At 51.1% G+C, this 14,017-nt stretch carries 13 protein-coding genes; 7 read left to right on the top strand and 6 right to left on the bottom strand.

All coding sequences use genetic code 11. The annotated features are described in order from the left end of the window. Positions 1-26: 26 nt before the first annotated feature. A complete protein-coding gene (locus Undi14_RS08920; protein ID WP_200179577.1) occupies positions 27-956 on the top strand; it encodes an alpha/beta fold hydrolase in 930 nt (309 codons plus the stop codon). 15 nt (positions 957-971) lie between these two features. Next, the gene (locus tag Undi14_RS08915; RefSeq protein WP_190480378.1) at positions 972-1,301 is read left to right on the top strand and encodes a cytochrome c; all 330 of its coding nucleotides are present in this window, start codon (positions 972-974) and stop codon (positions 1,299-1,301) included. A 654-nt stretch (positions 1,302-1,955) separates the two neighbouring features. Here the strand turns inward: Undi14_RS08915 and Undi14_RS08910 are convergent. Next, complete coding sequence (locus Undi14_RS08910; RefSeq protein ID WP_200179576.1) at positions 1,956-2,168, bottom strand: cold-shock protein; 213 nt, start codon at positions 2,166-2,168, stop codon at positions 1,956-1,958. Positions 2,169-2,687: 519 nt separating this feature from the next. On the opposite strand from Undi14_RS08910, the gene Undi14_RS08905 reads away from it, so the two are divergent. Then, positions 2,688-5,081, top strand: a complete 2,394-nt coding sequence (locus tag Undi14_RS08905) for a TonB-dependent siderophore receptor (RefSeq protein WP_200179575.1) — start codon at positions 2,688-2,690, stop codon at positions 5,079-5,081. 192 nt (positions 5,082-5,273) lie between these two features. Here Undi14_RS08905 and Undi14_RS08900 read toward each other — a convergent pair whose 3' ends face one another. Together Undi14_RS08900 and Undi14_RS08895 are read right to left on the bottom strand one after the other, a co-directional pair. Then, the gene (locus tag Undi14_RS08900; RefSeq protein ID WP_200179574.1) at positions 5,274-6,020 is read right to left on the bottom strand and encodes an alpha/beta fold hydrolase; all 747 of its coding nucleotides are present in this window, start codon (positions 6,018-6,020) and stop codon (positions 5,274-5,276) included. Continuing rightward, on the bottom strand, positions 6,017-6,790 hold the full coding sequence (locus Undi14_RS08895; protein WP_200179573.1) for a DUF1045 domain-containing protein: 774 nt from the start codon (positions 6,788-6,790) through the stop codon (positions 6,017-6,019). The genes Undi14_RS08900 and Undi14_RS08895 overlap by 4 nt, the downstream gene beginning before the upstream one ends. Before the next feature lie 327 nt (positions 6,791-7,117). Here Undi14_RS08895 and Undi14_RS08890 point away from each other — a divergent pair, with 327 nt between their 5' ends. The 3 genes from Undi14_RS08890 (at position 7,118) to Undi14_RS08880 (ending at position 9,276) form a co-directional block, all read left to right on the top strand. After that, the gene (locus Undi14_RS08890) at positions 7,118-7,513 is read left to right on the top strand and encodes a VOC family protein (protein WP_200179571.1); all 396 of its coding nucleotides are present in this window, start codon (positions 7,118-7,120) and stop codon (positions 7,511-7,513) included. Between the two features lie 33 nt (positions 7,514-7,546). After that, positions 7,547-7,957 (top strand): VOC family protein, encoded by a 411-nt coding sequence (locus tag Undi14_RS08885; protein WP_200179569.1) that lies wholly within the window; start codon positions 7,547-7,549, stop codon positions 7,955-7,957. A 164-nt stretch (positions 7,958-8,121) separates the two neighbouring features. Beyond that, positions 8,122-9,276, top strand: a complete 1,155-nt coding sequence (locus tag Undi14_RS08880) for an alpha-D-ribose 1-methylphosphonate 5-triphosphate diphosphatase (protein WP_200179560.1) — start codon at positions 8,122-8,124, stop codon at positions 9,274-9,276. Between the two features lie 71 nt (positions 9,277-9,347). Here Undi14_RS08880 and Undi14_RS08875 read toward each other — a convergent pair whose 3' ends face one another. Continuing rightward, the gene (locus Undi14_RS08875; RefSeq protein ID WP_200179558.1) at positions 9,348-10,010 is read right to left on the bottom strand and encodes a hypothetical protein; all 663 of its coding nucleotides are present in this window, start codon (positions 10,008-10,010) and stop codon (positions 9,348-9,350) included. Between the two features lie 509 nt (positions 10,011-10,519). On the opposite strand from Undi14_RS08875, the gene Undi14_RS08870 reads away from it, so the two are divergent. Then, on the top strand, positions 10,520-11,713 hold the full coding sequence (locus tag Undi14_RS08870; RefSeq protein WP_186884421.1) for an ABC transporter substrate-binding protein: 1,194 nt from the start codon (positions 10,520-10,522) through the stop codon (positions 11,711-11,713). 41 nt (positions 11,714-11,754) lie between these two features. Here the strand turns inward: Undi14_RS08870 and Undi14_RS08865 are convergent, their stop codons facing one another. Together Undi14_RS08865 and Undi14_RS08860 are read right to left on the bottom strand one after the other, a co-directional pair. Then, complete coding sequence (locus Undi14_RS08865; RefSeq protein WP_200179556.1) at positions 11,755-13,182, bottom strand: bifunctional serine/threonine-protein kinase/universal stress protein; 1,428 nt, start codon at positions 13,180-13,182, stop codon at positions 11,755-11,757. 1 nt (position 13,183) lies between these two features. Next, positions 13,184-13,927: a metallophosphoesterase gene (locus Undi14_RS08860; RefSeq protein ID WP_200179554.1), complete on the bottom strand. Its 744-nt coding sequence runs from the start codon at positions 13,925-13,927 to the stop codon at positions 13,184-13,186. Between the last annotated feature and the right edge of the window lie 90 nt (positions 13,928-14,017).

The following is a 14,017-nucleotide window of genomic DNA, read 5'->3' as shown; positions in this document are numbered from 1 at the left end:
CAATGAGTGTTCGTCAACGCGTTTCTATGGCTGTCCTTAGTCTCTTTATCTTGTTAGCAGGTGCTTTGTTTCTGGGTTTAGCGATCGCCTGGGCACCTGACAAATCTGTCGATGACCTGAAACAAAAATGGGCACCCGCACCTTCAAAATTTATTGATGTTCACGGTTTACAGGTGCATGTGCGCGACGAAGGCCTGGCGGACGATCCCGTTCCGGTGATGCTGATCCATGGCACCTCATCCAGCCTGCATACCTGGGAACCGTGGGTGAAAGCCTTGAAGGAACAACGCCGCGTGATCACCATGGATTTACCCGGTTTTGGCCTGACCGGGCCGAATCAGGAAAACGATTACAGCACGACGGCGTACGTGCGTTTCATTCTGGATCTGATGGATAGCTTGCATCTGTCTAAAGTCGTGTTGGGTGGTAACTCTCTTGGTGGGGAAATCGCCTGGGAAGTCGCTGCCGCTGCACCGGCGCGGGTAGACAAACTGATCCTGGTGGATGCAGCAGGTTATGCGTTCACACCAAAATCGATACCAGTTGGTTTTCAGATTGCGCGCATGCCTATGATGTCGTGGGTAATGGATCACTGCCTGCCGCGCTCTATGGTTGAATCCAGCGTCAAGAATGTTTATGCCCGCCCGGAAAAAGTCACGCCAGCCTTAGTTGATCGCTATGAAGCGATGATGCTGCGTGAAGGAAACCGCCCCGCTTTACGTCAGCGCATCAGCCAGCTCGCGATCGGCGATCATGCCGAACTGATCAAAACGATACGTGTACCGACCCTGATACTCTGGGGTGGCAAAGATCAGTTGATACCGCCGGAAAACGCAGAGTGGTTTCAGCGAGATATTGCTAACAGCAAGCTGATTATGTTTGATGAACTCGGCCATGTTCCGCAGGAAGAAAATCCCGTAGTCACCGTCGCTGCGGTCCGCATATTTTTGCAGTAATCTGAGGAACCCGTCATGTCCGCTTTTCGTCTGTGTATTTCTTACGGTCTTGTCGCGCTGAGTTTGCTTGGCACCGGTATTGCAGGGGCCGAAGATGTGATGGCCGAAGGCAAGAAAATCTTCAATCAGAAAGCCGAGCCGAAATGTGCGATGTGCCATAGCCTGAAACATGCGGATTCGTATGCAGAAGGCGGCCCCGACTTGGACGAGCTGAAGCCGGATGCGGCGCGGGTAGAAAAAGCAGTACGTAACGGCATAGGCGAAATGCCGGTGATTACCGGATTGACAGATGCAGAAATTAAATTGGTGGCGCGCTATCTGGCGGAAGTTGCAGGTAAAAAATAAGCTGCTAAGAAATAATTCAGTGCAATCTGCACAGACCTACAGACGCACAAACCTTACATCTGCGCTCGTTCTGATCGGCCAAAACAAAAGCGGCAGACAACAAAAAGCCCACCATACGGTGGGCGATCCATTCATTGCAGTGACTCGTCAGCAACCCATGCTATCTGCGTGGTGCCACTGACTGTAACAATGCCCGTGCTATCTGCGCGGTGCTTGTCGTGGTGAGTCACTTTTTTCTGCGTTGTCAGTCAATACTGGCAACCTCAGAGGGTCAAACGAATGCGTACCTTCGCCGCTCATTCATAGAATCATTGCTTGATACATCGCGCATCAGCGAGCAAAGAGTATGAATGAGTGCATAGCAAAAAGCAGATGCTTTCCAGTGAATCACTGATCAACTACGCCATTTCCCGATAACCCATACTATCTGTATGGTGCCACCAGCCGGTGAGAATTGATTGCCGCTAGAGTCACTGCGTGAGAGCAGTGTACTGGTATGCGAAGGCTTGCTGTAACGGTCAGTCTTTGTTCATCAGCAACCCATGCTATCTGCATGGTGTCACTGGCCGGTATTGCAGAACAAATTTTTCATCACAGCAAAAACGGTTGGCGCTGTTCTGGCAAGCATCGCCTGCCGGAATATGCCGGGAGACTTTAAGCCAGAATCTGGATATTGCCTGCTTTGTCGCCTTTAGGGCCTGTCGTGCGTTCAAAAGAAACACGCTGATTTTCGCTCAGGCTTTTGAAACCACTGGATTGGATGTCCTGAAAGTGGGCGAACAAATCTGCACCACCTGCATCAGGAGCGATGAAGCCAAAGCCTTTAGCGTCGTTGAACCATTTTACGATACCTGTTTGATTACTCATTTTTATTCCTTTACGTGAAACATAGGCGAAATTGCCTTGGGGCACTTGAAACCAAGAAATAAAACCGGAGGAGAAAAAACAGAACAGCCAGAGGATACAGCTATGCGGAATTGGGACCAACAATATAAGGACTTGATGCAAGTACGAGACGGAATATACACGGTAAAACAACAATCACCTAATTTTATTTTCACTACCTGTCAGTGCTGAGTGCGAAAAACTGGCGCGTCGCGCGACCAAAAAACCTGCGGTTTTCATAGACAAAAAAAGGCTCAGAGACAGGTATATAAGTGCTTGTTTTTATTGCGAAAATAAGTCGAAAATATTTTTTATCATCTGGGTTTTATATGATTCTTTCGTGGTTTTTTTCATATTCCATATATTTTTTTCATATTTTCAAAGTGAAAAAAGGTCGTTGGGCAGCCAGCCCTCAGCACGTAGCATGAATCTCCATCGCTGCAGTCATTTTCTGACTGCGTTATCAGGCGTCCGTTTTGCCAATTACAAAGAGGTTTATTCATGCGTGCGTATCAAACTTTTTCTATTCCCGTTCCCCGCCGTTCCATCAGTCTGCTGATCGGTGCCTTATTCAGTGGTCTGCTGGTGCCGACTGTCTATGCGCAACAAACGGAGATCGCTGCTGCCGATACCGTGATTGTTACAGGCACGCGCAGCATCAAGCGCACCGTTTCGGATTCCGAAGCACCTGTCGATATTCTGACCAGTAAAGATTTGCAGGCCAGCGGCACCGGCGAATTAGGTACTGCTTTAAGCCGTTTACTGCCTTCATTGAATTTCCCGCGTCCGGCTGTTGCTGACGGCACTTCTGCGAGTCGTCCGGCACAACTGCGCGGCTTGTCGCCGGATCAGACGCTGGTGCTGGTGAATGGCAAGCGCTGGCACACGACGGCGATTGTCAACGTCAACGGCACGGCAGGGCGCGGATCTTCGCCGGCTGATCTGAATACCATTCCTATTTCTGCGATTGAAAAAGTTGAAGTTCTGCGCGATGGCGCCGCAGCTCAATATGGTTCTGATGCGATTGCTGGCGTGATCAACATCATCCTCAAAAAAGGCGCGGCGGGTGGCGAGTTACAAGCAGGTGGCGGCCAATACAGCAAGGGTGACGGCACGCAAGGCGCGCTGAGCGCCAACTTCGGTACCCAACTGGGCGACAAAGGCTGGGTACGTTTTACCGCAGAACAAAAATATCAGGGCGAAACCAACCGCGCGGGTGCTGATTTGCGTAATCCGGCCGAGCCTTTGTATGGCAAGGTCACGCAGAAACAAGGCGACCCTAAAGTACAGCAAACCAATCTGGGACTGAATGCATCTTTGCCGCTGAATAATGATCTTGAACTGTATGCGTTTGCGAATGTCAGCCAGCGTGATTCCGATGCGGCCGCGACCTGGCGCACGGCTTACACCAGCGGCACGACCTTGCGCACACCGCTGTATCCACAAGGCTTTTTACCGAATGAAGCGGCAAAAAATACCGATGTTTCCACGGTTGTCGGGATCAAAGGGCGAGCCGATGGCTGGCGCTGGGATGCGAGTGCCAATTACGGTTCGAATGAATTCAGCCTCGATGTGAATAACAGCGTCAACCTCAGTTTAGGTGCTGCCAGCCCGACCAGTTTTTATGCTGGTAAATTAAAAAATTCGCAGACGCTGGCGAACTTTGATGCGGCCAAAGAATTTGAATTTGCCGGTCTGGCGAACCCGCTGACATTGGCGGTCGGTGCCGAATACCGGCGCGATCAATATGAGATCGGCGCCGGCGAACCGAACTCGTATTTCGGCAGCGGTGCGCAGGGTTTCTCCGGCTTCCAGCCATCGAATGCCGGCAGTTTTAATCGCCACAGCACGTCGGTGTATGCGAACGTCGAAGCCGAGCTGACAAAACAACTCAGCGCTTCAGTCGCGGTGCGTCATGAAAATTACAGCGATTTTGGCAGCGTCACTTCCGGAAAATTATCGGGCCGTTTTGCTGTGACACCGGAATTTGCGTTGCGTGGTGCAGCGTCCAATGGCTTCCGCGCACCATCGTTAGCGCAGCAAAATTACACGATCTCGACCACCAATCTGATCACCATTAACGGCACCTCGCAACTGGTCGATACTGGCACCTTTGGCGTTGCTACTGCGGCGGCAAAAGCGTTGGGTGCGAAACCGCTGGAAGCTGAAAAATCGCGCAACTATAGTCTGGGTGCGGTGTTGCAGCCGAATAAAAATGTCTCGCTGAGTGTCGATGCGTATCAGATCGATATTGATAACCGCATTTTGTATTCCGGTAATCTGGTGTTGCCAGCGGCCTTGCAAAGTGTGTTGGCGAAACAGGGCGTGCTGGTGGGCGCTGCGCGTTATTTCACGAATGCGCTGGATTCGCAAACGCGCGGTGTGGATATTGTCGGTACGTATCAACTGAGCTTGACCGGCAGCGATAAACTTGGGTTGACGCTGGGCTACAACCACAATAAAACTACCGTCAGCCATGTGGCGGCGAATCCGGCGGTGCTGGCACAAAATAATCTGTTGCTGATTGACCGGCAATCACTGTTGCGCGCGACTGATTCTGCACCGAAAGATAAGCTGACCCTGAGCGCTGATTATGCGGTCAATCAATGGACTGCGCGCGCGCAGGCAACCCGTTACGGCAGCTTCGTTTCACCGCAAAATAATGCGACACTGGATCAGACTTACGGTGCGAATGTGGTGGTCGATATTTCTGCCAGCTATCGCATCGGCAAGTGGACGCTGACCGGTGGCATCGATAATCTGGGCGACAAATATCCGGATCAGGTGACATCAACCGGGAACCTGAATACCGGCGGCACTTTGCCTTACAGCACCTTCTCGCCTTACGGTTTCAATGGTCGCTATTTCTATGCGAAAGCGGCTTACGCCTGGTAATTTTCAGGTCAGCAGTCAGAACGAAAAAAGCCGGAAAAATTTCCGGCTTTTTTTCTGCATTTTTGTGCATTTTGGGGGAGTATATGGCGATTTGGCACTATTCTCAGCGTTAATGCTGGGCTTTAAAATATACTCCCCCCAGTATTTTTAAGCCAAAAAAAGCCGTTTTTGCGCCTGTTTTCAGCACATTTTCTAGCTGGTCCGTATCAAAAAATCGCGCAGATATTCCAGCAAAATTTCCGGCTGTTCGAGTGGCGACATGTGGCCGCAATCGTCGATGATGCGGAAAGTCGGATCAGGCAGCGCGGCGACGATATCTTCAGCTTCCTGCAAGCGCCGCATCTGGTCTTCGCGGCTGGCGACGACCAGCACCGGACAAAAAATCTGCGCACAATCGGCATGCCCGTCTTGCCGGACGATGCTTAACTGTTGCATGAAAATATCTGCGCCCAGTGTCAGTGACATTGTTTGCAGATGTTGCAGTAACAAGGCGTTGTCGCTACGCGCCGGGTGCAGTGCGCGCTTCAATGCGGTGATGGTCTGTCCTTTATACGGAAAGACCTTGAGCATCTTGATTTGCTGCTGATTGCGGGCGATTTCTTCGGCGCTGGTGGCGCGCGCCGAGGTGTTCAGTAACACCAAATGGCTGACGCGTTGCGGCGCTTTTGCGGCGATACGGCGGGCGACATAACCACCAAGAGAAAAACCGATCAGCACACAGCTGTGCGGCAGGCTGGCAATGATGCGCTCTGCCATCGCGTCGATGTCGCTGCCCTGATTCAGATCCGCAAACGAGACCGTGCCGAGTTGCTGCAAGCCGCCCAGCACATCCTGCCACAGGCTGGCATCGCACATGAAGCCGGGAATTAGTACGATATGGCGTTGTGTTGTGGCGGCGCTTTCTGAGTTGTGCGTGATGTTCATTTCTGAGGCTGTCATGACTGCGATTTCATTTCATTCAATGCGGCTGTGGTGCTGTCGTTTGCCGCACCGAATGCATAACGCTGCACCAGTTGAAACGGTGCGCCCGGTGCGCTTTCTGTGAACAGCGCGAGGCCGTTCAGCTGCAAAGGCGCGTCGATCGTAAAGAAGTTTTGCGCTGCCTGACAGATCGCCTCTGCCTGATCCGCATGAGCTGACTCATGCAATGCATCGGTCAGCGTCATATGAAAACGGAACTCTTCTTCGGTGTACGGATAACCCCAGCGCTGCAGGAGTTGCATTTGCCGGTCGCTCAGTGGATGCCGCTGGCGACGCGCGATGTCGGCGGCACTCAGCGGTGCGCGGAAGCTGTCGAAGGTACTGACGCAATCCATCGCTAACCGATTGATCGCGCTGACGTCGCCCTGCGGACGCAGCGCCAGAAAATTTCCCATCCATTCGACTCGCGGTGCCGGAATCATCAGGCTGCGCTGTTGTTGGCAAAAATCACGCAGGGCAGTATCGAGTAGCGCGGCTGTGCAGCCTTCAGCGAGCCTGAACGGTGCTTTCAGCGTCGCATGAAAACAATAACGGCGGGCGTCGCTGGTCAGTTGGTGAAATGCAGTCGCAGTCACGCCTTCGCATGTTGTTTGCGGCAGCGCGGTTGCCGATGCCGGATCACGTCCCAGCCACCGGCAGCCAGCCTGCCACCACGGGCTGTTTTGTTCCGGCGCAAAATACAGCGCATAACGTGCTTGAGGTTTGGGGGTATTACTGGACTCGTTCATCAGTCGTTTTTCTCACATTTTTTCATGTTCATTTTGTTCGCTATCCCGCATGGCGTAACGTTGTGGCGACATTGTGATCGCTCATGTAGCCGCCGTTCTTCAATACAGGAAACCAAAGTAAGCGCATTTTCAGAAGAATATTTTGTGTCTGATATGACATAGTATGCGGTGAATGCGTTGTCATTCATCATTCTTATTCCATAGGACTGACGCAAAGTTTCCCCGGCAAGGCATGGCGACGAAGACAGTACGAATAGTACGGCTAGGAGTCATAACGCCGCTGGGGCAGCTTTGTGTATGTCCTGCATCTGAAAACAGGGAGAACTCATGATAGATCACCTCAGCACTTATGCGACAGATTATCCGGCCACAAAATTATTTTATGAAGCGGCTTTTGCGCCATTGGGATATACCCTGCAAACAGAATTTGTCGCTGAGTGGAATGCCGATTTTCCTACCCAGCGGATGTGCGCATTTGGTGTGAATGGAAAGCCGACATTCTGGATTATCGAAACAAAAGAAAAATCGACGCCACGGCATGTCGCTTTCAGTGCTGCTTCTCGTGATGCCGTCGATCAATTCTATGCGCAGGCGATGACGCATGGCGGCAAAGACAATGGACAACCTGGCCTGCGCCCGCATTATCATGCAAATTACTACGGTGCTTTCACGATAGATCCTGACGGGAATAATGTCGAAGCTGTGTGCCATGCACCGGTGTGAATCAGACATGTAGACATACGCTAAAGGGAAAAAATGATTTCACAAACAGCAGTGATGCGGGTGGCGCGGCCCACCGATCATCTCAGCGTGATCACCAGAATGTATATCGACGGGCTGGGGTTTGTTTTACTGAGCCAATTTGCAGATCACGATGGCATAGACGGTACGATCATCGGACATCCGCAGCACAACTATCATCTGGAATTTACTCAGCATGCCGGTTCGCATGCCGACTCGTATGCATGTAAGGCACCGAGCCAGGATCATTTGCTGGTTTTTTATCTTCCCGACGAGGCAGAATGGCAGCGTGCCTGCGAAAGCATGCAACAAGCCGGATTTTTACCGGTGCGCTCCGCTAATCCTTTTTGGGACGTGGCCGGTAAAACGTTTGAAGATGCCGATGGGTACCGGGTGGTGTTACAAAATCGCGCATGGTCTTTGTAGTGCATTGCCGAGATCAGATCTTCATCACGCCGGAAAGTTTTGCGTAAATCCTGTTCCTGTTCAACAATACCGGATCGCAGCAGTAAAATTTGCAGACCCGACGGTTAATTGGTTTCTCAGATTATTTTCAGCTTGTTCACCGCTTTTCAAGGATGTATTGCTTCATGAATTTTGCTTCGCATACAGCGTTCTCTATCCGCAACGCACGCGTCGTCACTGCGGATCAGGTGCTGACTGGCGGTATCGCCGTTAGTCACGGGCGTATTGACGATGTCAATTCAGGCGCGGCGACGCTGACGGGTACTGACTGGCATGGCGATTATCTGTTACCGGGTCTGGTGGAGTTACATACCGATAATTTAGAAAAGCATCTGATGCCGCGCCCGAAAGTGAGCTGGCCGGTGCTGCCCGCCATCATCGCGCATGACGCGCAGATCGCCTGTTCCGGTATCACTACAGTGTTGGACGCGATTGCCATCGGTGATATCGACCCCGACAGCGTGCGTACACAAATGATGCAGGCCTGCGTACAAGGGCTTGCCGGTGCCAGGCAGGCGGGCGTACTGCGCACCGATCATTTTCTGCATTTGAGGCTGGAGCTGGCAGAGGCGCGTTTGCTGGAATTATTTACGCCATTTTTAAATGACGAACGCTTGCGGCTGGTGTCCCTGATGGATCACACGCCGGGGCAACGACAATGGACAGACCTTGAACATTACCGCGTCTACGTCACTGGCAAGCGTGGCTGGACGCACCAGAAAGTCGATCAGATGCTGGAAGTGCTGAGTGATCGCCAGCAGCAGTATGCAGAACAAAATCGCGCGCAGATCGTCAAGCTATGCCGCACTCAGGCGCATGGTATTCCACTGGCGACCCATGACGACACCACCCATACTCACGTGCTTGAAGGCGTGCGCGATGGCGTGACGATTTCCGAATTTCCGACCACGCTGGCAGCAGCACAGTTTGCGCATCAGCACGGCTTATCCATCGTCATGGGCGCACCGAACCGCGTGCGTGGCGGCTCGCATTCCGGCAACGTCTCTGCGAGTGAATTAGCGCGCCATGATTTGCTCGATATTTTGTCGTCCGACTATGTTCCGGCCAGCTTACTGCATGCCGCATTTTTATTGCAGGAAGATGGTTACTCTTTGCCGAAAGCAATCTCCACCGTCAGCCTGCAACCCGCACGGCAGATAGGTTTGCAAGATCGCGGTCAGATCGCACCCGGACTGCGCGCTGATTTTATCCGCGTCCGCATCGTTGAAGGTATTCCCGTTGTGGCGGGCGTCTGGAAGCAAGGTTTGCAGATTGCCTGATATGCTGCCGGAGGATTTTATGTCTGTGAAGAAGAGTGCTATTCGCCCGTTTTAACTTCCGGAGCCCAATATCATTCTTCGGTGATGGTTATACCAAGGTCTGCAGGCGTTAAATTGCTGATGGGAGTTGCTCTTATTTTTTTTGCCAGGCTCTTAGAAAATAAGATGTATTTACCTTCTGAATTGGGTTCTCGCAGAATAAATATTCCGCCACTTCCATCTTCGGCGTCATACATCTTATTCAGTAATTCGATAGTCAGTTTGCCTTGGCTACGTTCAGAGATTTGTTGATTAATTTTATCTGTGAAGAAAACCTGAATTTGTCCGACACCATTTTTGTTTTCTTCAAACACACGCCTCACTGGATGCAATAGCAACGTGGTTGGTTTTCCGTTGGGATTAGCGAGCAGGTTTCTTTGGTAGCCGAGCAAAAAAATATTTGCACAAGCGGAGGCACATATACCGCGCGCAAAAGTAGATAATTTTTTTCGCTCAATACGTTTTCTGAATTCTTCTACAATCTCAACGCCATCATTCGCCGCACCGAGAGAATTTGATAAAAGGATGCCTTTGATCTCAGGGGCAGCAACCAACGCCTGATCATAATTTTCAAGATGTTTCTTTGTTATTTGTCCGGTTATTTCAAATGTTTTTGGGAGAGCGGCGTTATCAGCTAAGGCGATTTGTGAGACTGAGAATATCAAAGCAATCACACTGAGTTTTTTAAAGAACATATACGCCTCAACATTTTTCAAAAAAAGAATTAACTATTAGTCAGTGTACCTCTTCCGAAAATTCGAACCATGCACAATTAACGCTCTCCAGGCAGACTCAAGTTCAAAAAAAGAACAGAACTACGCCAGGCCAGATACAACGAAATTCAGTTCGCCAGAATATTTAAAGCCGCTAGTCCTATTGCCTGGTCGTAACTAGAATCACGCGATATTAGCGTGTGAAATTACAACACTTGAGTAATTATTTTGCACTGACAAAAATGCCTGTATCGCAAACTAATTCTGGGTAGTCTGCCAACCTTTACTCAGGCATACGTATTGATACGTATTGCATTGCGGAAATTTTATGCGATTGATTTATGTTGAAAATCAAGAAGGCACTTTGTTTTTTAATTTATATTTCCAATTGACAACTATATGGTGCGCGGTTACGTTCTCAGCACGAGAAAATCTGCCCTGCTATTTGCGGTGTCAACATGCCGGGGTGTTTAATAAAATTGGAGATAAAAATGCGCATTCGTTCGCTACTGAGTAGTCTTGTATTGTGCCTGTGCGGCGCAGCATACGCGGAGGAGCCGCCGATTCGTATCGGGGTCATTGGCCCGTTCACCGGCAAATCATCAACCGATATGGGTGAAAGCATGCGCGGTGGCGCGCGTGTATTTCAAGCTGATTTGAATCAGATTGGCGGCGTACTCGGGCGCAAAATTGAACTCGTTGAACGCGATGATCAGGCCAAGCCAGAGCTGGGTGTGGCGATGGCTAAAGAACTGATAGAAAAAGAAAAAGTCGTAGCGGTGGTTGGTTTTGCGAATACGGGTGTTGCGCTGCAGGCGGCGAAAGTATTTCAGGACGCGAAAATTCCGCTGATCGTCAGTGTTGCCACAGGAGCTGGCTTAAGCAAATTCATGCCGCCAGCGGTTCCGCACAGCTATGTGTTCCGTTTATCGGCCAGCGACAGTATTCAGCCGGTTGCGATGCTGCATGATGTGGTCGACAAACGTAAGCTGACGCAGATTGCGATTCTGCATGACGACACGCCTTACGGTCAGTTCGGTAAAGATAATCTGGTTGCTGAGCTGCAAAAACGTAAGCTGGCACCAGTCAGCGTGCAGAGTGTGAAAATCGGTGAGCAGGATATGACCAGCCAGATGACGCAGGCGAAGCAGGCTGGCGCGCAGGTCATTATCTTGTATTGCCTGTCGTCTGAGGCTGCAGCAGCAGCGAACAGCATGAGCAAGGCAAAAGTGAATTTGCCATTGGTCGGCAGCTGGATTCTGTCGCAAAAGAGTTTTGCTGATACTGCCGGTGGCAATGCAGAAGGTGCGCGTATGCCAGTGACATTTATCGAGAGTGATTCCACCCGCAGCAGCAGTTTTTCTTTATCTTATCTGCGTTTAAATAATGCCAAAATTATTCCTTCCGCAGTAGCTGCAGCGCAGACTTATGATGCCCTGCGTTTGTTGAGTCTGGCGATCATGCAGGCAAACTCGACCGAATCTGAAAAGATCAAAGATGCGTTGGAAGATATGAAATACGAAGCCACCTCGACGGTCGTCACGCGCTATAAAAAGCCTTACACGAAAGCAGATCATGAAGCGATCACGCAATCGATGGTCGTCATGGGTGAAATCCGTAAGGGCAAAGTTTCCTACGCGTATAAAGAGGATGCCAGCAGCGGCCTGATTGTGCGTACTAAATAATTCAGAAAGCACCTGACTTTTCTGCAAAGGCAGCAGGCAGCTTATTTTTCGGTCGTTTTAACGACCGTCACAGTACAGGCTGCCTCTGCCACCACCTGCGCGGAAACGCTGCCCAGATAGCGTCGCAGCGCTGACGTGCCGCGCGAGCCAATGATGATGTGATCGACATCGTTGTTGTGCGCATATTCGATAATCGCACCTGCCGGGTCCGGCGCTTCAATCACGTGAAACGTGATTTTGTCCGCGCTGATATTCAACGGTCTGGCCCAGTGTTTGAGATCGACCAGTTGTTTGACGTGGATGTTTTCGCCCTGTTTGATCAGACTGTCGTCCATTCCTATGCGGCTGGTTTTGCGTATGGTCAGGCAGGCCAGCCTTGCACCTGGTTCGGTCTGCAGCATCCGTCGTGTGATATTTCTCAGATTTTCTGCCAGCGCTTCAGAGCCGCGCGTCAGATCAAGCGCAGCGACAATGATTGGCGCCTTCGCTAATTGTTCCGAAATACTGTGTTGCAAGACTGGCTCTATGCCTGAGGCTTTCAGACGGCGTTTGATCACAGACAGATAGCCATCCTGTTGCGCTTTTTCTGCACGCCCGGTCAGCGTCAGTTGTTCTGGATACTGCAGCAAAAACGCTAGCTGTGACGCCGTATCAAAGCGCGCCGCCGGTTCTACTTCCAGACAACGCAGAATAATTTCTTGCAGCCAGGCTGGGATATCCGCCCGGTGGCTGCGCGGCGGAATCGGGTCGCGGTATAAGCGTTTCTTTAAACCTGAAACGGAGGTCGGATGACCGAAAGGCCGTTCGCCAGTCGCCAGATGGTAAAGCAAAACCCCGAGTGAAAATAAGTCACTGCGCGGTTCATTGCGCACACCCAGCACTTGTTCCGGCGAGATATACGGCCCTGTGCCCATAGGCAGACGAAATTCTTCATCCAGCAGATCAGGCAGGCGATCATGGCGTGATAGACCAAAATCGATCAGCACCGCTACTCCATCGCGGAACATGATGTTGCTTGGTTTGATATCCAGATGAATCACATTCTGCCGGTGTAAATCCTGTAAAGCATTCGCGACTTTAATGCCGATAGTTACAACTTCGCTGATCGGTAACGGCGCTTGTGCGAAACGACTGCGTAAGGATTCACCTGCTATCTGTTCCATCACGATATACGGCTGCGCATCAAAATCACCAGAGCCGAAAAAACGCGGCACGTGTACGCCTTTGAGCTTAGGCATGATCATCTGTTCGACTTCAAACGCGACGATAGCGGTCGGGTCGTCAGAAGAGTACAGCAGCGGTACTTTCATGATCAATGGCGGCACACCGTCTTCCAGCCCAGGTTTGCCGACATGACGCTGGCGTAAATCGGTGACGCGCCAGAGTGCGGCCATCCCGCCGGTATGCAATTTTTCTTCTAAGCGGTAGCCATCAAATTCCATCCCGGCCTGCAGGCTGTGCGGGCTCATCTTAATTTCCTGTCAGAAGACGGGAAGCCAGTGCGGCTGGCAGACCCGCGCGCAGAATTTTTGCAGAAGCGGTTTCGTGATCGTAAGGAACGCGGTAATAGGTCAGTTCCAGCGTCTCGGTATCAAAGGTCGCGTAGCATGCCGCAGGGTTGCCATCACGCGGCTGGCCGACGGAACCGGGAATGACCAGCCAGCGCCGCTGCTTGCTCAGCGGTATGCCATTTTCCGGCGTTGGCAGAAACTCCCCGGTTTTTCCAGTCATCGTCATGTGATACAGCGTTGGCACATGCATGTGCCCGCAAAAGGTGATAGCTGCTTTCGAGGCATGCATGCTGCGCATGGCTTCCATAACACCGTCGATGTATTCCCATTTTTCCGGCGCCCAGGCATTGGCGTGGACTAACAGCAGATCCTGTAATTCAATCCGGTAGGGCAGCTTTGCAATAAAATCGATTTGTGCCGGATTTAACTGAGCACGTGTCCATTCAATGACCTGACGCGCGGTCGGATTCATGCCTTGTTTATCTTCCTGCAGAATCGCGACGTCGTGGTTACCCATCAGAACGTAAGCGCCTTTGCCGACATACTCCATCACGGTTTGTACAACCCAGGCAGGATCAGCACCGTAGCCTATCAGGTCACCAAGGAAAGCGTAGCGCGTTACGTTTTGTTGTTCTGCATGTGCCAGACATGCGGCAAATGCTTCGCGGTTCGCATGCAGGTCGGTCATCAGCGCGAGCAGCATAGATCTCTTCCATTTATATAATTAGTTTTATCTGTCTTGCGGATATCATTTTAAGTTAGCTGGCTAACGGCCAGCTTACAAGCTTATTTT

This window comes from Undibacterium sp. 14-3-2, assembly GCF_016595265.1.
Classification (GTDB): Bacteria; Pseudomonadota; Gammaproteobacteria; order Burkholderiales; family Burkholderiaceae_D; genus Undibacterium; species Undibacterium aquatile.
This window is presented reverse-complemented; position numbering and strand designations above follow the sequence as displayed.